The organism is Streptomyces deserti, assembly GCF_054782695.1.
The window spans coordinates 60,725-79,094 of record NZ_BAAGRZ010000001.1 but is presented as its reverse complement, the minus strand read 5'-3'; the positions used below and the strand labels follow the sequence as shown (position 1 = coordinate 79,094).

Sequence of the window (18,370 nt, the reverse complement as noted above, 5' to 3'; positions counted from 1 at the left end):
CAACAGGGGACGTCCGAGAGGGGTATCAGCGCGTGACCGTCAACATGACCAAGGGTCAGGCCATCAGTCTGCAGAAGAGCGACGGCGGCACCCTGACCGCGGTGCGCATGGGTCTCGGCTGGCAGGCGGCTCCCCGACGCGGCCTGTTCGGCTCGCGCACGAGGGAGATCGACCTGGACGCATCCGCCGTCCTCTTCGCCGACAAGCAGCCGGTCGACGTCGTCTTCTTCCGCCACCTGGTGAGCGACGACGGCTCCGTGCGCCACACCGGTGACAACCTCGTCGGCGGTGTCGGCCAGGGCGGCGACGACGAGGCGATCCTCGTCGACCTGCAGCGCGTCCCGGTCCACATCGACCAGATCGTCTTCACCGTGAACTCCTTCACGGGCCAGACGTTCCAGGAGGTACAGAACGCGTTCTGCCGCCTGGTCGACGAGACCAACGGCCAGGAGCTGGCCCGCTACACGCTGGCCGGCGGCGGCCAGTACACGGCCCAGATCATGGCGAAGGTGCACCGCAACGGCCCGGGCTGGACGATGACGGCCCTCGGCACGCCGGCCAACGGCCGCACCTTCCAGGACCTGATGCCGTCCATCCTGCCGCTCCTCTGAGAGCGCCGGGGGCGACCGGCCCGGGCGGGCCGGCGCGCGGCACACGACACATCACGAGCGACACAGGGGGACGAAGGCGATGACGGCCGAGCTGGTGCGGGGACAGAACCACCCGCTCTCCCAGTCCCGTCTCGAGATCCGGATCTCGGCCGGCACGCCGATCGTGGCCGCGGCCACGCTCAGCGACGTCGACGGCAAGGTCCACGGCGTCGAGTGGGTGGCCCACCCGGGCACCCCCACCCTCCCGGGCCTCGAAGTGTCCCGGCAGGCGGCCGCCGACCATCGCCTCGCGGTGGACCTGGACGCCATGCCGGAGGCCGTGCACCGCCTCAACGTCCTGCTCGCCCTGCCCGCGGACGGAACGGGCCCCGTGCGCTTCAGTGCCGTGGCCGCCCCCTTCGTCGCCGTCGCCGGCCTCGACGGCAGCGAGGTCGCCAGCTACACCATCACCGGCCTGGACGCCGAGTCGGCCGTCGTCGCCCTGGAGCTCTACCGCCGGCAGGACGCCTGGAAGGTGCGTGCCGTCGGCCAGGGCTACGCCGGCGGTCTCGCCGAGCTCCTCACCGACCAGGGACTGCCCGAGGCCCAGCAGCTCGCGGGCAGCATCAACGAGGCGGTGGCCCGGGGCCTGGCCCGCTCGGTGCAGGGACCCCCGCCGCGCCCGGCGGACGGCGACCGCTCCCGGCAGGCGGCCGCCCCGGCACTCGGCCCGGACCAGGGCGGCACCGCACCGCAGGCGACCCCCGGACCCGTGCCTCCGGTCTCCCCGTACGGCTCGCAGAGTCCGTACGGGGGTCAGACCCCCGGCGGGCCGCAGCAGCCCGCTCCGCAGCCGCCGTATCCGAGCGGACCCGGTTCGGCGGACCGGTCCGCGCCCACCACCGGCGGCCCGATCGACTACAGCCACCCGCGCCGCCAGAACGCCGCCCCGCCACCGCCCCCGCCGACCGCGCCGCCGGCCGCCCCCGGGCAGCCCGCCCGGCCCGTCGCGGGTGATGCGACCGGCTGGTCCATGGAGGAGCGGCTCTACAACCAGGTGTGGGGCATGTTCGAGGACCTGGCCCGCACCACCGCCGCCTACCGCAGCGCCGTCGACTTCGCCGAGTCCCGCATGGACAAGGAACTCGAACAGGTCCTGTCCGACCCGCGCAGCAGGATCGGCGGGCAGGGCGACGCCGCGCGCGAGGCGGCCCGCGCCAAGCACGCCCAGCTGGTCGCCCAGGCCAGGGAGGCCCTCGACCGGGACCTCGCCCAGCTCACCGCGGAGGCAGAGGTCGTCGAGCCCGCCCTGCCGCCGGCGTACGCGAGCTGGGACAACCCTGTCTGGCACGGCTACCGCGTCCCGATGGAGATACCCATGGCCCTGCGCCTGGGCGACCTCCATCTGCCCGAGGCCGCCGAGGTGCGGATCCCGATGCTGATCAGGCTGCCGCTGGAGCGCGGCCTGTGGATCGACAGCGGACGGGCCGGATCGCTCGACGGGTCGTTCGCCGACTCCCACGAGCTGCGCCGCCTGGCGATGGAGACGGCGGTCGCCCACGCGGCCCGGCTGCTCGCGGTCTACCCGGCGGGCGAGTTCACCGTGCACGTCATCGACCCGGCCGGTTCGGCGGCGCAGCCGCTGGCACCGCTGGTGCAGACCGGAGCGCTCGCCGCGCCGCCCGCCCTAGGCGCGGCCGGGGTGGCGGACGTGCTGGCCCGGCTCACCCAGCGGGTCGACCTGGTGCAGATGGCGCTGCGCGGGGGTGCGGCCGACGCGCTGCCGCCCGGCTTCGACACCTCCCAGCACCTGCTGATCGTCAACGACTTCCCGCACGGCTTCGACGACCGGGCCGTGAACCAGCTGCGCTACCTCGCGGACGAGGGCCCGGACGCCGGTGTCCACCTGATGATGGTCGCCGACCGCGAGGAGTCCTCGGCCTACGGACCGTTGCTCGACCCGCTGTGGCGTTCGCTGCTGCGCCTGACTCCCGTGCCCGACGACCATCTCGCCGACCCGTGGGTGGGGCACGCCTGGACGTACGAGCCCTCGCACGTACCGGCCGGCAGCCAGATCCTCCAGCGGGTGCTCACCCAGGTCGCCGCGGCCCGCCGAGCCTGGAACCGGTGACCGCCCGGCCCTTCACCAAGCCCACGCAAAGTCGTCTGACCAGGTGTTTTGATCCTTCCTTTGCCAAGCTCTTTACCTTTCCTTGGTGATTGGGGTACTGTTCTTCGCACGGAGGGGAGTACTCCCTGTCTGTGCGGCGTACCCGTCAATACGGATCTGGCCAGATCCCGGGGCGTCGGCCCGTGGGTTCCGGGCGCGTTGCGCGCGCCGGATGCCCGGGGTGGAAGAGACCTCCGGCAGCGAAGTCGCTGACACGTTCCGTTGACGACTGCCGGAGGCGCAGTGGATGTTTCCCTGACCCTGTGGGTCCTGACCGTTGTGGGCCTCATCGCCCTGATCACGGTCGACTTCTTCATCGGCCGCAAGCCGCACGACGTATCGATCAAGGAAGCCGGGACCTGGACGGTCGTCTGGATCGTCCTGGCCGCGCTCTTCGGGCTCGGGCTGCTCGTCTTCGGCGGCGGCCAGCCCGCCGGTGAGTTCTTCGCCGGCTACATCACCGAGAAGTCGCTGAGCGTCGACAACCTCTTCGTCTTCGTCCTGATCATGGCGAAGTTCGCGGTTCCGTCGCAGTACCAGCAGCGGGTGCTCCTGATAGGTGTCCTCATAGCCCTGGTCCTGCGGGCCGTCTTCATCGCCGCGGGTGCCGCGATCATCGCCAGCTTCTCGTGGGTGTTCTACCTCTTCGGCGCCTTCCTGATCTGGACCGCCTGGAAGCTCGTCCAGGAGGCCCGGGCCGAGGAGCAGGACGAGGAGTACGAGGAGAACAAGCTGCTCAAGGCCGCCGAGCGCAGGTTCGGTGTCGCCGACCGCTACCACGGCACCAAGCTGTGGATCGAGCAGAACGGCAAGCGGGTCATGACGCCCATGCTGGTCGTGATGCTCGCGATCGGTACCACGGACGTGCTCTTCGCGCTCGACTCGATCCCCGCGATCTTCGGTCTGACGCAGGACCCGTACATCGTGTTCACCGCGAACGCGTTCGCCCTGATGGGCCTGCGCCAGCTGTACTTCCTCATCGGCGGCCTGCTGAAGAAGCTGGTCCACCTCAGCTACGGCCTGTCGATCATCCTGGGCTTCATCGGCGTGAAGCTGGTCCTGCACGCGCTGCACGAGTCCGGGGTCCACGTCCCCGAGATCAGCATCCCGGTCTCGCTCGGCGTGATCTGCTCGGTCCTGATCGTCACCACGATCACCAGCCTGCGGGCCTCCAAGAAGCAGGCGGCGGCCGAGGCGGCGCAGGAGCCTGGCGAAGGCGCTCCGAAGGACAGCGTCGACGTCTGACGGCGTCACACGTAGGAGCACGTAGGAACCACCACCACCGGGAGCGGTGCGCGGCGAATCGCCGACCACCGCTCCCGGTGTTTGCTTGTGTCCGAGCGCGTGCCCCGGCCGGGGGCGCCCCCGCCGGACCGCCTCACCGCATGCGCCGGAAGGACCTCGGCAACAACCCCAGCCGCTCCCGAGCCGGCCATCAATCCCTGGGCGCACCGCCCGCCCTCACCCGGACGCCGGTTCCTGGGCGCACCGCCCGCCCTCACCCGGACGCCGGTTCCGCCGCCACCACCGGCACCGGGCGGGTCTCCGCAGCAGCGCGTAGCACCCCAGGCTGAACAGCGCGATCCCCGTCAGATACGCGCCACCCCCCACGGCACCCGGCCGCCCTGCTCGGCGAGCGCCGTCGCCGCGATCGGGGTGAGCGCGCCGCCGAGGACCCCGCCGAGGTTGTAGCCGACGGCGGCACCCGTGCAGCGCACCCGCGGCTCGTACAGCCCAGCATCACGCCATTGGCGAGCATGAACCCCAGCGCGGGCCCGACCTGCGGGAAGCTCGACCACAGCCCGCGCCGGTCGGCGGGCGCGTGCTCCGTGGTCAGCAGCACGGCCCCGCCCCACTCTCCGCCCAGCCCCAGCCCCAGCCCCTGCAGGAAACGCAGGACCAGCAGCAGCACGGGCGCGACCACGCCGATCGTGTCGTACGTCGGCACGCAGCCGACCGCGACGGTCGAGGCGCCGGTCAGCAGCAGCGAGGTGACGAGGACCGGCCGCCGCCCGTGCCGGTCGCCGATGTGGCCGAACAGCACCGACCCCAGCGGCCGGGCGACGAAGCCCATGCCGAACGTCGCGATGGCGGCCAGCGTCCCCGCCACCGGCGAGAACGTCGGGAAGAACAGGGGCCCCAGGACCAGCGCCGCCGCGGTTCCGTAGACGAAGAAGTCGTAGAAACTCGATGGCCGTCCCGGCCAGCGAGGCAGTCGCGAGCCGCAGCATGGAGGGTGGCCTTACGGTGCGTACGTCGTGCATGCCGCGTCAACTACCCACCGTGATCACGGGTTACGGGGGCGCGCGGGGGCTCGGGGCTTCCTCAGCGCGTGCGGTGATGCGCCGGGCCGGGCAGTGCCCGATGGCCTGCCGAGCGCGCGTGATAAACCGGGTCCGAGCAGCGGTCCCCGGTGGACCGCCCGACCCCGAACGGACCGGAGGAACCGTGCCCCGCACCCTGGCCAACGCCCCGATCATGATCCTCAACGGCCCCAACCTGAACCTGCTCGGCCAGCGCCAGCCGGAGATCTACGGTTCCGACACCCTCGCCGACGTCGAGTCCCTGTGCGCCAAGGCGGCGGCCGCGCACGGCGGCACGGTGGACTTCCGCCAGTCCAACCACGAGGGCGAACTGGTCGACTGGATCCACGAGGCACGGCTGAACCACTGCGGGATCGTCATCAACCCCGGCGCCTACTCGCACACCTCCGTCGCGATCCTGGACGCACTCAACACCTGTGACGGCCTTCCGGTGATCGAGGTGCACATCTCCAACATCCACAAGCGCGAGTCGTTCCGGCACCACTCCTACGTCTCGCTGCGCGCCGACGGGGTCATCGCGGGGTGCGGGGTGCAGGGCTATGTGTTCGGTGTGGAGCGGGTCGCGGCGCTGGCGGGCGCGGCACAGGCGGACGCGTAAGCCCCGCCCGCCAGGCGCACGGTCCTTACAGCCGCCCCGCCTCCACGATCCGCCGCAGGAAGCGCCGCGTGCGCTCCTGCCGCGGATCCCCGAAGACCTGCTCGGCCGTGCCGCGCTCCAGCACCACGCCACCGTCCAGGAAGCACACCTGGTCGGCGACCTCACGGGCGAAGCCCATCTCGTGCGTGGCCAGCACCATGGTCATGCCCTCGTCCTTCAGGTCGCGGACGACGGCGAGGACCTCCCCGACGAGCTCCGGGTCGAGGGCGGCGGTGATCTCGTCGAGCAGCAGCAGCCGGGGACGCACCGCCAGGGCGCGCACGATCGCCACCCGCTGCTGCTGTCCACCGCTCAGCCGGTCCGGGTACTCGCCCGCCCTGTCACCGAGCCCGAGCCGCTCCAGCAGCTCCCGCGCGTGCGCCTCGGCCTCGCTGCGCGAGACGCCATGCACGCGGCGCGGCGCGAGGGTGACGTTCTCCAGGACCGTCATGTGCGGAAACAGGTTGTACGCCTGGAAGACCACGCCGATCCGGCGGCGCACGGCGTCCTGGTCGACGCGCGGGTCGGTGATCTCCTCGCCGTCCAGCCAGATCGCCCCGTCGTCGATCTCCTCCAGCAGGTTCGCGCACCTGAGCAGCGTCGACTTGCCGGAGCCCGAGGCGCCGATCAGCGCGGTCACCGTGTGCGGGGCGACCTCCAGATCGACGTCCCGCAGCACCACCGAGCCGCCGAAGGTCTTGCGCACGGACTCCATCCGCAGCACCGGCGCGTCACTCATGTCGTCCCTCCCTGGGCCCGCCGGCGGTCCATCCGGGCCGTCACCCAGTCCGTGAAGCGGGTCATCGGGATCGTCAGCGCGACGAAGACCAGTCCCGCGACGATGTACGGCGTGTAGTTGAGGCTGCGCCCGACGATGATGTCGGCGGCCCGTACGGCGTCCACCGCACCGCCGATCGACACGAGCCCGGTGTCCTTCTGCAGCGACACCAGGTCGTTCAGCAGCGGCGGCACCTGGCGCCGAACCGCCTGGGGCAGCACCACGTACCGCAGCGCCTGCCGGTTGCTGAGCCCGAGCGAGCGGGCCGCGGCGCGCTGCGAGGGATGCACCGACTCGATGCCGGCCCGGAACACCTCGGCGACGTACGCGGAATACGTCAGGGTGAGCGCCGTGCCGCCGAGCAGCACCGGGTCGACGGTCACGCCCTGCAGCCGCAGGGCCGGGACGCCGAACACCACGATCATCAGGTTGATGATCAGCGGCAATCCGCGGAAGAAGTCCGTGTACGCGGCGGCCAGCACGCGCAGCGGGAAGAACACCGGGCCGCGCAGCGTGCGGGCGACGGCGATCAGCATGCCGAGGACCAGGACCGCGGCGCCGCACACCAGCAGCAGCCGGACGTTGAGCCACAGTCCTTCGAGGACCTTGGGGAGCGCCTCGCGCGCGTAACCCCAGTCGAAGAACGTCTCCTTGGTGCGCGGCCAGCCCGGCGCGCCGACGACGACCAGGTAGAGGACGGCGGCGGTGACGAGGGTCGAGAGGGCGGCGATGGCTGTGGCGCGGCGGGCCCGGGCGCGCTTGTAGCGCTCGCGGTCGAGCCGCCGCTGCGAGGGTACGTACGGGTCGTCCGTGCCCTCGCGACCGGACACGCCCTTCATGACCGTCACTTGAGCACCGGTGCGTCGACGGCGTCCGACAGCCACTGCTGCTCGATCTTCGCGAGCGTGCCGTCCTCGCGCAGGGCGTCCACGGCCCGGCTGACGCAGGAGGTGAGCGCGCTGCCCTTGTCGAGCACGAGCCCGAACTGCTCCGGCGTACCGCCCTGGTTCTCGAACTGGCCGACGATCGTCGCGTCGGGCACCTCGGCGGCGGTGATGTAGAAGGCGGTCGGCAGGTCGGTGACGATGGCGTCGACCTGGCCGTTCTTCAGCGCGGACTTGGCCTGGTCGTTCTTGGCGTACACGGCAGCGGCCCGCTTCGGCTTCACCACGTCGTTGATGTAGTTCAGGCTGGTCGTGCCGACCTGGGCGCCCAGCTTCACGTCCTTCAGGTCCGCGATGCTCTTCGCCTTCGCGGCCTTGGAGTCCTTCAGCGCGATGACGGCCTGGCGCACGTCGTAGTAGCCGGAACTGAAGTCCACGGCCTTTTCGCGCTCGGCGCTGATGGAGACCTGATTGATGTCGAAGTCGAAGGTCTTCTCGCCGGGCGCGAAGGCCTTGTTGAAGGGGACGGTCTGCCAGACGACCGCGCTCTTGTCGTAGCCGAGCTGCTCGGCGACGGCGTACGCGACCGCCGACTCGAAGCCCTCGCCATTGGCCGGGTTGTCGTCCTTGAACCACGGCTCGTAGGCGGGCTTGTCGGTGGCGATCGTCAGCTTGCCCGCGGTCTTGGTGGCCAACTTGCCCTTGGCGCAGCTGTTTCCGGCCGAACCGGACGGCTTGCCGGCCGCGTTCTCCTCCGGCTGCGGAGCACATCCGACGGCGGTGGTGAGCAGGGCGACGGTGACGGCGGTGACGGCACGGCGCAGCGCGCGGGGGGCATGATGCATGGCGGGAGATTGACAGCCCACGAACCCCTTGTCGAGGTCACAGCGGCGATTGTCCGCATAGTGGGAACGTGTGTTGCATTCTCGTGAACGTTCCCTGCTGGCTGGGGCGTTGGGCGCCCGCCGGGGGCCGCCGGCCGAGGGTGGGGATCGAGAGACCGGCGGCCCGTCCGCCCAGGAGTCGTCTTCCTGTGCGGTGCTGCTACCAGTTGACTGCGCAACAACACGCGCCGGGAGCGCGCGTGGGGCGCCGGCGCGTGCGTTGCATTCACACGGGGTGCGTGCGCGGGGCGCATGCCCCGTCGTTCACCACCCTCGTGCGTGCCACTCCGGCAGGTGCGGGCGCTCCGCGCCCAGCGTGGTGTCGTTGCCGTGGCCGGGGTAGACCCACGTCTCGTCCGGGAGCACGTCGAAGATCTTCGTCTCGACGTCGTGGATGAGACTCGCGAACGCCTTCGGGTCCTTGTGGGTGTTGCCCACACCGCCCGGGAAGAGGCAGTCCCCCGTGAACACATGGGGGTGCCCGTGCGGGTCGTCGTAGACGAGCACGATCGAACCGGGCGTGTGGCCGACCAGATGGCGCGCGGTGAGTTCCACGCGCCCCACCCGGATCGTGTCGCCGTCGTCGACCAGGACGTCGGTCGGTACGGGGATGCCCTCGGCGTCGTGCCGTCCCGCGTACGTGCGGGCGCCGGTGGCTGCCACGACCTCGGCGAGCGCCTGCCAGTGGTCGCCGTGCCGGTGGGTGGTGACGACGGACGCGATGCCGTCGTCACCGATCATGCCCAGCAGTGCCTCCGCGTCGTTGGCGGCGTCGATCAGCAGCTGCTCGTCCGTGGCCCGGCAGCGCAGCAGATAGGCGTTGTTGTTCATCGGACCGACCGCGATCTTGGTGATCATCAGGTCCTTGAGTTCGTGCACGTCGGCAGGGCCGCCGACCGTCACCTGTCCGCTGTACGTCATGGTCGCCAGCCTATAGCGGGGGAGTGGTCCGGGAACCGTCCGCGTGCTACAGCGGAGGGAGCGCCGGAAGCGGGCCGCCGTCCACCGCCAGCGCCGACCCGTCACGGCGTCCGGCGAGCCAGCCGAGCAGGTCCGCCCGGGACCCGGTGACCGTCACCCCAGGCTCGTCCGCCTCCCGCCCCGTACGCCACGCGCGCGTGCCGTCCGTCAGGCGCGTGGGCGGCACGTCGGGGCTCCCGCCGAACCGCTCCGTGAGGAAGTCGATCTCCCGCTCCGTGAACTCCGCCGGCAGATCCTCCAGCTCGTACCCGATCCCCAGGTCCACGTGGTGCAGCTCCACCTCCGCCCACCGCCGGAACGGTACCCGGGACGCCGAGTCGGTGACCCCGTTGCGCAGCTCCACCGTGCGCGACCAGTCCGCCGGCACGGCCCCGGCCTCCTGGAAGCGGTCCGAGCTCGCGCGCAGGTCGGCGAGGTGGACGTCGAGGGAGCGGGGGGCGTCCCGCTCGATGTCGGCGTCCCGGGCCTGGCCGGAGACGTACATGGGCCGCCCCTGGAGCACGTTCACGAGGGCGTCCGCGTTGCGGGCCAGGTGGGCCAGCACATGGCCGCGGGTCCAGCCGGGAAGTCGTGACGGCTGGGTCACAGCCGCGTTGTCCAGTTTGCCGACTGCGGTCAGCAGCCGCTCGGTCGCGTCACGTACATACGCCAGGTCATGAGCGTGATCAATCATGGTGCTGACCCTAGCTCCGCGACACCTTCGGGTGAAGGTGGTGAAGCCCCGCCGCTAATCGAATGCCCGTGCTATATGGTCGGGTGCGGCGTCGGGCATGCTGGATGTCCGGGGATTGTTCGCAACCCGTGAATCCGACCGGCGTTGTCAGTGGCTCCCCCTAGTCTGAGAAAGCACGGGGGCCCCGCCCCTGTCACTTCTCTCAAGAAAGGTGCGGACCGGCGTGGCCGACCGTCTCATCGTTCGTGGAGCGCGCGAGCACAACCTCAAGAACATCTCGCTCGACCTCCCGCGCGACTCGCTCATCGTCTTCACGGGCCTGTCGGGGTCGGGCAAGTCCTCGCTGGCCTTCGACACGATCTTCGCCGAGGGGCAGCGGCGGTACGTGGAGTCGCTCTCCTCGTACGCCCGGCAGTTCCTCGGCCAGATGGACAAGCCGGACGTCGACTTCATCGAGGGCCTCTCCCCGGCGGTCTCGATCGACCAGAAGTCGACCTCGCGCAACCCGCGCTCGACGGTCGGCACGATCACCGAGGTCTACGACTACCTGCGCCTGCTGTTCGCGCGCATCGGCAAGCCGCACTGCCCCGAGTGCGGCCGCCCGATCTCCCGCCAGTCGCCCCAGGCCATCGTCGACAAGGTCCTGGAGCTGCCCGAGGGCAGCCGCTTCCAGGTGCTCTCCCCGCTGGTGCGCGAGCGCAAGGGCGAGTTCGTCGACCTGTTCGCCGACCTCCAGACCAAGGGCTACTCCCGCGCGCGCGTGGACGGCGAGACGATCCAGCTGTCCAACCCGCCCACCCTGAAGAAGCAGGAGAAGCACACCATCGAGGTGGTCGTGGACCGCCTCACCGTGAAGGACTCCGCCAAGCGCCGCCTGACCGACTCCGTGGAGACCGCCCTCGGCCTGTCCGGCGGCATGGTCGTGCTCGACTTCGTCGACCTCCCCGAGGACGACCCCGAGCGCGAGCGCATGTACTCGGAGCACCTGTACTGCCCGTACGACGACCTGTCCTTCGAGGAACTGGAGCCCCGCTCCTTCTCCTTCAACTCGCCCTTCGGCGCCTGCCCCGAGTGCACCGGCATCGGCACGCGCATGGAGGTCGACCCGGAGCTGATCGTCCCGGACCCGGAGAAGTCCCTCGACGAGGGCGCCATCCACCCCTGGTCGCACGGTCACACCAAGGACTACTTCGGCCGCCTGATCGGCGCCCTCGCGGACGCCCTTGGCTTCCGTACGGACATCCCCTTCGCGGGCCTGCCGCAGCGTGCCAAGAAGGCCCTGCTCCACGGCCACAAGACCCAGATCGAGGTCCGCTACCGCAACCGGTACGGCCGCGAGCGGCGGTACACCACGGCCTTCGAGGGTGCCGTCCCCTTCGTCAAGCGCCGGCACAGCGAGGCCGAGTCCGACGCCAGCCGTGAGCGCTTCGAGGGCTACATGCGCGAGGTGCCCTGCCCCACCTGTGAGGGCACGCGCCTCAAGCCCGTCGTCCTCGCGGTCACGATCATGGGCAAGTCGATCGCCGAGGTCTCCGCCATGTCCATCAGCGACTGCGCGGACTTCCTGGGCGAGCTGAAGCTCACCGCCCGCGACAAGAAGATCGCCGAGCGGGTGCTGAAGGAGGTCAACGAGCGGCTCAGGTTCCTGGTCGACGTCGGCCTGGACTACCTCTCGCTGAACCGCGCGGCCGGCACGCTGTCCGGCGGCGAGGCCCAGCGCATCCGCCTGGCCACCCAGATCGGCTCCGGCCTCGTCGGCGTCCTGTACGTCCTCGACGAGCCGTCCATCGGCCTGCACCAGCGCGACAACCACCGGCTGATCGAGACCCTGGTCCGGCTGCGCGACATGGGCAACACGCTCATCGTCGTGGAGCACGACGAGGACACCATCAAGACCGCCGACTGGGTCGTCGACATCGGCCCCGGCGCCGGCGAACACGGCGGCAAGGTCGTGCACAGCGGCTCCCTGAAGGAGCTGCTCGACAACCCCGAGTCGCAGACCGGCCAGTACCTGGCGGGCAAGAAGTCCATCCCGCTGCCCGACATCCGGCGCCCGATCGACCCCTCCCGGCAGCTCACGGTGCACGGCGCCCGCGAGAACAACCTGCAGGACATCGACGTGTCCTTCCCGCTGGGCGTGTTCACCGCGGTCACGGGCGTGTCCGGCTCCGGCAAGTCGACGCTGGTCAACGACATCCTGTACACGCACCTGGCCCGCGAGCTGAACGGCGCCCGCAGCGTGCCCGGGCGGCACACGCGCGTGGACGGCGACGACCTCGTCGACAAGGTCGTGCACGTCGACCAGTCGCCCATCGGCCGCACCCCGCGCTCCAACCCGGCGACGTACACCGGCGTCTTCGACCACATCCGCAAGCTGTTCGCCGAGACCACCGAGGCGAAGGTCCGCGGCTACCAGCCCGGCCGCTTCTCCTTCAACGTCAAGGGCGGCCGCTGCGAGAACTGCGCGGGCGACGGCACCATCAAGATCGAGATGAACTTCCTCCCGGACGTGTACGTCCCCTGCGAGGTCTGCCACGGCGCCCGCTACAACCGGGAGACCCTGGAGGTCCACTACAAGGGCAAGTCCATCGCCGAGGTCCTGAACATGCCCATCGAAGAGGCGATGCACTTCTTCGAGGCCGTCCCGGCGATCTCCCGCCACCTCAAGACGCTCAACGACGTCGGCCTCGGCTACGTCCGGCTCGGCCAGTCCGCGACGACGCTGTCCGGCGGTGAGGCCCAGCGCGTGAAGCTCGCCAGCGAGCTGCAGAAGCGCTCCACCGGCCGCACGGTCTACGTCCTGGACGAGCCGACCACCGGTCTGCACTTCGAGGACATCAGCAAGCTGCTGAGGGTCCTGTCCGGGCTGGTCGACAAGGGCAACACGGTCATCGTCATCGAGCACAACCTCGACGTGATCAAGACCGCGGACTGGATCGTCGACATGGGCCCCGAGGGCGGTGCCGGCGGCGGTCTGGTCGTGGCCGAGGGCACGCCCGAGCAGGTCGCCGCCGTCCCGGCCAGCCACACCGGCAAGTTCCTGCGGGAGATCCTCGGCGCGGACCGGATCAGCGACGCGGCTTCGGTGCCGGCCCCGCGCCGGACGGCCGCCAGGAAGACGGTCGCGGCCAAGACCGCCTCGGCCAAGAAGACCGCCACCAAGACGGTCGACAACACGGCCACCAAGAAGGCGGCACCGGCGAAGAAGACCACGCGGGCCCGCAAGGCCTGAACACCCCACCGACGCGCCGTGCCCCACGGGAACTCCCCGGGGGCACGGCGCGTCGGCGTCCGTCAGGCGTTCTTCGGCTCCACGAACTGCATGTCCAGCTGGATCTTCACCACGTCCCCGAGCAGACCGGCGCCGAAGTCCAGCCCGAAGTCGCTGCGCCGGATCTCGCCCGTCGCCTCGAACCCGGCGTGCCGGCTGCCGTCCATGGGCACGTCGACCAGCCCGCCGAACTCGACCGCGAGCGTCACCGGGCGGGTGACGTCGCCGATCGTCAGCTCGCCCTCCATGGTCCAGTCCTCGCCCTCGCCCGACACCCGGGTCGAGCGGTAGGTCATCGTCGGGCGCTTCTCGACGTCGAGCAGGTCGGCCGCGCGTACGTGCGCGTCCCGGTCGGCGTTGCCGGTGTCGATCGAGGCCAGGTCGATGGTCGCGGACACCCGGACGTCCTCGGCGCTCTCCCCGACGTACAGCTCGGCCTGAACGGCGTCGAAACGCCCCCGCACCTTGGCGATGCCCAGGTGACGGATCGTGAAGTTGACGGCGGAGTGCAGCGGGTCCAGGGCCCAGTTCCCCGGGGCGAGCGGCAGGACGGTGGTGGTGGCGGTGTGATTCGTCATGCCCACCACCCTGACGGTCCCGCGGACCGTGAGGGAGACCGGCCGGAGCCTGGTAGTCGCAGGGCCACCCTCCGCGGCCGCGCGCGTTGTACGTTCGGCGGGTGAGCGACAACGAGTTGGGCACGTACCTGCGCACCTGGCGCGAAGCCGTCACCCCCGCCGAAGTGGGCCTGCCCGCCGGCCCCCGGCGCCGCACCCCGGGTCTGCGCCGCGCCGAACTGGCCACGCTGGCCGGCATCAGCGTCGAGTACCTCACCCGGCTGGAACAGGGCCGCGACCGCCACCCCTCCGCCCAGGTGCTCGGCGCCCTCGCCGACGCGCTGAACCTGTCCCTGCGGGACCGGATGCTGCTGCGCCGCCTGACCAAGGAGGCCGACGGCGGTGACCCGCTGCTCTGCGCGGCGGCCCCGCCGCTCAGCCGCACGGCGCGCCCCACCGTCCAGGCCGTACTGGACCGCCTGGAGCCCACGCCTGCCGTCGTCCTCAACTGGATCGGCGACGTCCTCGCCCACACCGCCGGGTACGAGCGACTGGCCGGCCCGCTCGGGCTGCTCGACGCCGAGCGGCCCAACCTGCTCCGCTACCTCTTCACCGACGAGCGGGCCCGCAGTGCCTACCCCGACTGGGACCGCGTGGCCGACGACCTGGTCGCCCAGCTCCGCCACGAGGTTCCGCTCCGGGATCCCTATGTCGTCGAGCTGGCCGACGAGCTGACGGTGACGGCTGGCGCGGAGTTCGCCGACCGCTTCGCCGATCTGGCCAGGGCCCCCCGGCAGACGGGCTCCCAGCGCATCGAACACCCCGAGGCCGGCCCTCTGCGGCTGCTGCACGAGACGCTCGCGCTCCCCGACGACGGCCAGCGCGTGGTTGTCCACCTCCCCGCGGACGAGACCACGGCAGCCGCACTGGACCGCTTGAACGGCCGCCGCCCGGGCGCACTGCGGGCCGTGGGGGAGGCGAGCTGAGCCACTGCCGGGACCCGGCCCGAGTCAGCCGTCCAGCCCGTGGGCCACCGCCGGGCCTCAGCTCCCCAGCTCATGCGCGTACGGCGGCTCCGCCCCCGCCCGCGAGCACGTGATCGCCGCCGCGCGTGCCGCGAAGCCCAGCAGCCCCGCCCAGCCGTCGGCGCCCAGTGAGGCCAGCGCCTGCTCGCTGAGCGCGTCCCGTACCGCGAGCCCGTGCAGCAGCGCCGCGTTCACCGTGTCGCCCGCGCCGATCGTGTCCACCACCTCGACGCGCTCGCCCGGTACCGCGTAGACGCTGCCGTCACGCGTGAAGGCGGTCAGCCCGTCGCCGCCCTGCGTGACCACGACCGCCGCCGGGCCGGCCGCCAGCCACTCCTGGGGCGTGCCGCCCAGCCACTGGGCGTCCTCCGCGGACAGCTTCAGCAGCGACACCGACGGCAGCCAGCTCTTGAACCGGGCCCGGTACGCGTCCGGGTCCGGGATCAGCCCGGGCCGGATGTTCGGGTCCAGCGCCGTGAACACGCCCTGCGCGGACGCGGTACGCATCAGCTCCTCGTACGCGCTCGCCCCCGGCTCCAGCACGAGCGAGCAGGTGCCGAAGGAGACCGCGCGGGTGCCGGGCGGCAGCGCGGCGGGCGCCGTGAACAGCCGGTCCGCCGTCCCGTCCACGTAGAAGGAGTACGCGGCGGAGCCGTCCGCGCCGACCGAGGCCACCGCGAGCGTGGTCGGCTCGGGGCCGCGCTGCACGGCGGACACCTCCACCCCCGTCTCGCGCAGCCGGTCGAGAAGCGCCTCGCCGAAGGCGTCGTACGACACCCGTGAGCAGAAGGCGGCGGGGGAGCCGAGGCGTCCCAGGGCCACCGCCGTGTTGTACGGGCCGCCGCCGAGCGCCGGCTTCAGGTCCGCCAGGGCGCCCGTGCCCTGCGGTACGAGGTCGATCAGTGCCTCACCGGCGACGACGATCATGCGACGTTCCTCTCTGGGGTTCGCTCCGGCTGTTCGGGGCAGCCGCACGAGGTGCGGTGGACGAAGGCGCAGGGCAGCCGCACGGTCCGGGCGGGCCGGTCCGGCTCGGCGAGGCGCTCCAGGAGCACCTGGACGGCTCTCGCGCCGATGTCCCTGCTGGGCTGCGCGATCGCGGTGAGCCGGGGCGTGAACAGGTCCGCCCAGGCGAAGTCGTCGAAGCAGCACAGTGCGATGTCCTCGGGCACGGACCGGCCGCTTGCGCGCAGGGCGCGCAGGGCCCCGATGGTCATCGCGTTGTTGGCGGTGACCAGCGCGGTGGCCGGCACGGCCAGGGACAGCAGGGCCGCCGTGGCCTGCTCGGCGCCCGCCGACTCGGAGTCGCCGTGCACCAGGAGCCGTTCGTCGTAGGGGAGCCCGGCGGCCGCGAGGCCGTTGCGGTACCCGCTGATCCGCTCGCGCGTGGTGCTGAGCCCCGGCCGCCCCGCGACCAGCGCGATCCGGCGGTGGCCGAGCCCGGCCAGGTGAGTGACCAACTCGGCCGTCGGCGCGGCGTTCTCCGTGACGACCTGGTCGAAGCCCGGCGCCTCGACCAGCCGGTCCAGGAACACGGCCGGTACCTGGTGACGCCCCAGGTAGGCGAGGAGCTCGCGCGGGTCGGCGGACGGCGCGACGACCATGCCGTCCACCCGGCGCTCGTGCAGGAGCTGGACGACTTTGCGCTCGTGCCCCGGATCGTCGTGCGGGTCGGCGATGAGGAGGCTGTAGCCGTGCTCCAGGGCACTGGCCTCCACGCCCTGGAGGATCTCCGTGAAGTACGGGTTGCTGATCGCCGACACGGCGAGCCCGATGGACCGGGTGCGGGAGGTCACCAGGGAACGGGCGAGGGTGTTCGGGGTGTAGCCGAGCTCCTCGACGGCGTCCAGGACCGCCTGGCGGGTGTGGGGCAGCACCGGCCGCGTGCCGTTCAGCACGTGCGAGACGGTCGCCACGGAGACACCTGCGCTCCGTGCGACGTCGGCCATGGTCGCCATCGGCGTGCTCCTTTCCGCGCTGTGACCGGGAATCCGCGCGCTGGCCGGGAACGTACCGCATCCGGCGGCGGACGTAAACGCTTGCGCAAGCGTTTACGTCCCTGGTCGGACTGGCCGGACTGGCCGGACTGGCCGGACTCGCCGGACCGCTCCGACCCGCTCCGCCCCCGTCGACCTCGGTACCGAGGGCGATCTGCGCGCGCGGTGCCCATCAACAAGCTGGAGGGGACCAAGCTGAATCCGCCCCTGCCACGGCAGCGAACTCGGCCCGCCGCCCCTCATCCCCCCGGGTCAGGTCACTCCCAGTCCCACCCGATCCCCACGAAGCCCGAGCGCGCCCGCGGTTCGACGAGGTGCACCGAGCGGTGCCGCCCGCTCAGCGCCAGTTCCTGGCGCCCGCTGCGCGGTGCCGCCGCCGAATGCTGGGTGAACCGGTGACAGCGCACCGGAAGGACCGCGGTGTCGAAGCGGACCTGGAGCGCGTACTGGCCGCCCGGGGAGCCGAACCCGCGCAGGTACTCGCGTGACACGCCGGCGGTGCCGTCCTCGACGCCGTACCGGAAGAGGAACGTGTCACCGGCCCGCAGCCGGGTGTCGAAGAGCAGCTCGGCCGCGAGCACCCCGGTGTCGTGGTGCCAACGCACGCGCCCGGTACGGCAGTTCTCCAGGGCGTGCACCCTCATGCGCTGCGGCACGGCCCCCGGGTCGCCGTGGTGGACGGCCACGAAGCGGTCGACGCCGTCCCGGTGGGCGCGCACGATGTGGTGCGACTCGCGCTCCGCCAGCTCGCGGCGCGCCCCTATGGTGACCCGCTCGTGGTGGCCGAGGGAGTGCAGTCCCCCGTCCGGCGGGCAGTCCAGCTCGGTCAGCAGCCGCTGCAGGACGCCCGACGCCTCGACGAGGGAGCGGTAGGACCGGCCCGCGGGCCGCTGGTCGGCCGAGCGCTCGTCGGCCTCGGTGAGCAGCCGGATCAGCGACTCCTCCGGCAGCTGCAGGATCTCCTCCAGGGCCCGTACGGCCCGCAGCGACTCCGGCCGCTGGGGGCGCCGGGCGCCCTGCTGCCAGTAACTCAGGCTGGTGACGCCGACCTTCACGCCGTATCGCGCGAGATGGTGCTGCACCCGCTGCAAGGGCAGTCCGCGGGCGGCGATCGCGGCCCGCAGCGCGGCGTGGAAGGGGCCTGCGCGCAGGGCCGAGTCCAGTTCCGCGGTGGCGACGTCCGCGTGCTGTGTAGCGTGCGGCATGCAGAGGCCTTTCTGTGAAGGTCGGCAACGGCTGGTCAGACCGTTCCCACAGGTCGCCCGGAGTCGTCCCCGCGGGCGCGACGAAGCCTTCACATGCGTACGCCGTCGTTCAGGGCCCCGAGTCCCTCCGCATTGAAGCGTGTTGACCAAGCCCCGACAACACTTGATACCCAACAGCGACCTGCTCCTGCCGTCGTCCCGGCGGCAGGAGCAGGTCGGAGCGGCTCCTAGGAGCGGCCGGTGTCGCCGTCTGCGGCGCGGCGCAGGCGCTTGGCGCGCACTATGTCGGGGTCGCGCGGGTCGAGCGCCTCGCGCAGGGCGAACGGCTCCTCCGCGTACCTGCGGGCATGGGCCGGCCGCCGTCGTTTCTCGATCCGCATCTGCCGCATCCGAG

16 protein-coding genes and 1 pseudogene are annotated in these 18,370 nt (G+C 71.6%); 6 read left to right on the top strand and 11 right to left on the bottom strand.

Annotation, left to right across the window (positions count from 1 at the left end; genetic code table 11):
• Positions 1-32 precede the first annotated feature (32 nt).
• From ACYVMZ_RS00365 to ACYVMZ_RS00355, 3 genes are all read left to right on the top strand, one after another.
• Entirely contained in the window at positions 33-611 is a 579-nt protein-coding gene (locus ACYVMZ_RS00365; protein WP_461074248.1) for a TerD family protein, read from the top strand.
• A 79-nt stretch (positions 612-690) separates the two neighbouring features.
• A complete protein-coding gene (locus ACYVMZ_RS00360) occupies positions 691-2,721 on the top strand; it encodes a TerD family protein (RefSeq protein WP_461074247.1) in 2,031 nt (676 codons plus the stop codon).
• 282 nt (positions 2,722-3,003) lie between these two features.
• Entirely contained in the window at positions 3,004-4,005 is a 1,002-nt protein-coding gene (locus ACYVMZ_RS00355) for a TerC/Alx family metal homeostasis membrane protein (RefSeq protein ID WP_461074246.1), read from the top strand.
• Positions 4,006-4,258: 253 nt separating this feature from the next.
• Here ACYVMZ_RS00355 and ACYVMZ_RS00350 read toward each other — a convergent pair.
• Positions 4,259-4,991 (bottom strand): annotated as a pseudogene (locus tag ACYVMZ_RS00350) (MFS transporter).
• 217 nt (positions 4,992-5,208) lie between these two features.
• Here ACYVMZ_RS00350 and aroQ point away from each other — a divergent pair.
• Positions 5,209-5,682: a type II 3-dehydroquinate dehydratase gene (aroQ, locus tag ACYVMZ_RS00345; protein ID WP_461074245.1), complete on the top strand. Its 474-nt coding sequence runs from the start codon at positions 5,209-5,211 to the stop codon at positions 5,680-5,682.
• Positions 5,683-5,707: 25 nt separating this feature from the next.
• On the opposite strand, the gene ACYVMZ_RS00340 is transcribed toward aroQ, so the two are convergent.
• From ACYVMZ_RS00340 to ACYVMZ_RS00320, 5 genes are all read right to left on the bottom strand, one after another.
• Positions 5,708-6,460 carry an amino acid ABC transporter ATP-binding protein gene (locus tag ACYVMZ_RS00340; RefSeq protein ID WP_461074244.1) on the bottom strand — a complete coding sequence of 251 codons (753 nt, stop codon included), beginning with the start codon at positions 6,458-6,460 and terminating at the stop codon, positions 5,708-5,710.
• Complete coding sequence (locus ACYVMZ_RS00335; protein ID WP_461076251.1) at positions 6,457-7,338, bottom strand: amino acid ABC transporter permease; 882 nt, start codon at positions 7,336-7,338, stop codon at positions 6,457-6,459. Before ACYVMZ_RS00335 ends, ACYVMZ_RS00340 begins: the two co-directional genes overlap by 4 nt.
• Before the next feature lie 5 nt (positions 7,339-7,343).
• On the bottom strand, positions 7,344-8,228 hold the full coding sequence (locus ACYVMZ_RS00330; RefSeq protein WP_461074243.1) for an ABC transporter substrate-binding protein: 885 nt from the start codon (positions 8,226-8,228) through the stop codon (positions 7,344-7,346).
• A gap of 303 nt (positions 8,229-8,531) precedes the next feature.
• The gene (locus ACYVMZ_RS00325; RefSeq protein ID WP_461074242.1) at positions 8,532-9,188 is read right to left on the bottom strand and encodes an MBL fold metallo-hydrolase; all 657 of its coding nucleotides are present in this window, start codon (positions 9,186-9,188) and stop codon (positions 8,532-8,534) included.
• A gap of 46 nt (positions 9,189-9,234) precedes the next feature.
• Entirely contained in the window at positions 9,235-9,921 is a 687-nt protein-coding gene (locus tag ACYVMZ_RS00320) for a maleylpyruvate isomerase family mycothiol-dependent enzyme (protein WP_461074241.1), read from the bottom strand.
• A 223-nt stretch (positions 9,922-10,144) separates the two neighbouring features.
• Here ACYVMZ_RS00320 and uvrA point away from each other — a divergent pair, with 223 nt between their 5' ends.
• On the top strand, positions 10,145-13,153 hold the full coding sequence (uvrA, locus tag ACYVMZ_RS00315) for an excinuclease ABC subunit UvrA (protein WP_461074240.1): 3,009 nt from the start codon (positions 10,145-10,147) through the stop codon (positions 13,151-13,153).
• Positions 13,154-13,215: 62 nt separating this feature from the next.
• On the opposite strand, the gene ACYVMZ_RS00310 is transcribed toward uvrA, so the two are convergent.
• Complete coding sequence (locus tag ACYVMZ_RS00310) at positions 13,216-13,770, bottom strand: YceI family protein (RefSeq protein ID WP_461074239.1); 555 nt, start codon at positions 13,768-13,770, stop codon at positions 13,216-13,218.
• A 101-nt stretch (positions 13,771-13,871) separates the two neighbouring features.
• Here ACYVMZ_RS00310 and ACYVMZ_RS00305 point away from each other — a divergent pair, with 101 nt between their 5' ends.
• On the top strand, positions 13,872-14,735 hold the full coding sequence (locus ACYVMZ_RS00305) for a helix-turn-helix domain-containing protein (RefSeq protein ID WP_461074238.1): 864 nt from the start codon (positions 13,872-13,874) through the stop codon (positions 14,733-14,735).
• 57 nt (positions 14,736-14,792) lie between these two features.
• On the opposite strand, the gene ACYVMZ_RS00300 is transcribed toward ACYVMZ_RS00305, so the two are convergent.
• From ACYVMZ_RS00300 to ACYVMZ_RS00285, 4 genes are all read right to left on the bottom strand, one after another.
• On the bottom strand, positions 14,793-15,701 hold the full coding sequence (locus ACYVMZ_RS00300) for a carbohydrate kinase family protein (protein ID WP_461074237.1): 909 nt from the start codon (positions 15,699-15,701) through the stop codon (positions 14,793-14,795).
• Entirely contained in the window at positions 15,698-16,732 is a 1,035-nt protein-coding gene (locus ACYVMZ_RS00295; RefSeq protein WP_461074236.1) for a LacI family DNA-binding transcriptional regulator, read from the bottom strand. The genes ACYVMZ_RS00300 and ACYVMZ_RS00295 overlap by 4 nt, the downstream gene beginning before the upstream one ends.
• 296 nt (positions 16,733-17,028) lie before the next feature.
• A complete protein-coding gene (locus tag ACYVMZ_RS00290; protein WP_461074235.1) occupies positions 17,029-17,976 on the bottom strand; it encodes a hypothetical protein in 948 nt (315 codons plus the stop codon).
• Between the two features lie 227 nt (positions 17,977-18,203).
• On the bottom strand, positions 18,204-18,365 hold the full coding sequence (locus ACYVMZ_RS00285) for a hypothetical protein (protein WP_461074234.1): 162 nt from the start codon (positions 18,363-18,365) through the stop codon (positions 18,204-18,206).
• Positions 18,366-18,370 lie beyond the last annotated feature (5 nt).

Bases quoted from the DNA above. Each gene is read 5' to 3' on its own strand.
- ACYVMZ_RS00340 (WP_461074244.1), bottom strand. From the start codon at position 6,460: ATGAGTGACGCGCCGGTGCTGCGGATGGAGTCCGTGCGCAAGACCTTC.
- ACYVMZ_RS00360 (WP_461074247.1), top strand. From the start codon at position 691: ATGACGGCCGAGCTGGTGCGGGGACAGAACCACCCGCTCTCCCAGTCC.
- ACYVMZ_RS00325 (WP_461074242.1), bottom strand. From the start codon at position 9,188: ATGACGTACAGCGGACAGGTGACGGTCGGCGGCCCTGCCGACGTGCAC.
- ACYVMZ_RS00310 (WP_461074239.1), bottom strand. From the start codon at position 13,770: ATGACGAATCACACCGCCACCACCACCGTCCTGCCGCTCGCCCCGGGG.
- ACYVMZ_RS00330 (WP_461074243.1), bottom strand. From the start codon at position 8,228: ATGCATCATGCCCCCCGCGCGCTGCGCCGTGCCGTCACCGCCGTCACC.
- ACYVMZ_RS00320 (WP_461074241.1), bottom strand. From the start codon at position 9,921: ATGATTGATCACGCTCATGACCTGGCGTATGTACGTGACGCGACCGAG.
- ACYVMZ_RS00290 (WP_461074235.1), bottom strand. From the start codon at position 17,976: ATGCCGCACGCTACACAGCACGCGGACGTCGCCACCGCGGAACTGGAC.
- ACYVMZ_RS00295 (WP_461074236.1), bottom strand. From the start codon at position 16,732: ATGGCGACCATGGCCGACGTCGCACGGAGCGCAGGTGTCTCCGTGGCG.
- ACYVMZ_RS00335 (WP_461076251.1), bottom strand. From the start codon at position 7,338: ATGAAGGGCGTGTCCGGTCGCGAGGGCACGGACGACCCGTACGTACCC.
- ACYVMZ_RS00300 (WP_461074237.1), bottom strand. From the start codon at position 15,701: ATGATCGTCGTCGCCGGTGAGGCACTGATCGACCTCGTACCGCAGGGC.
- ACYVMZ_RS00285 (WP_461074234.1), bottom strand. From the start codon at position 18,365: ATGCGGCAGATGCGGATCGAGAAACGACGGCGGCCGGCCCATGCCCGC.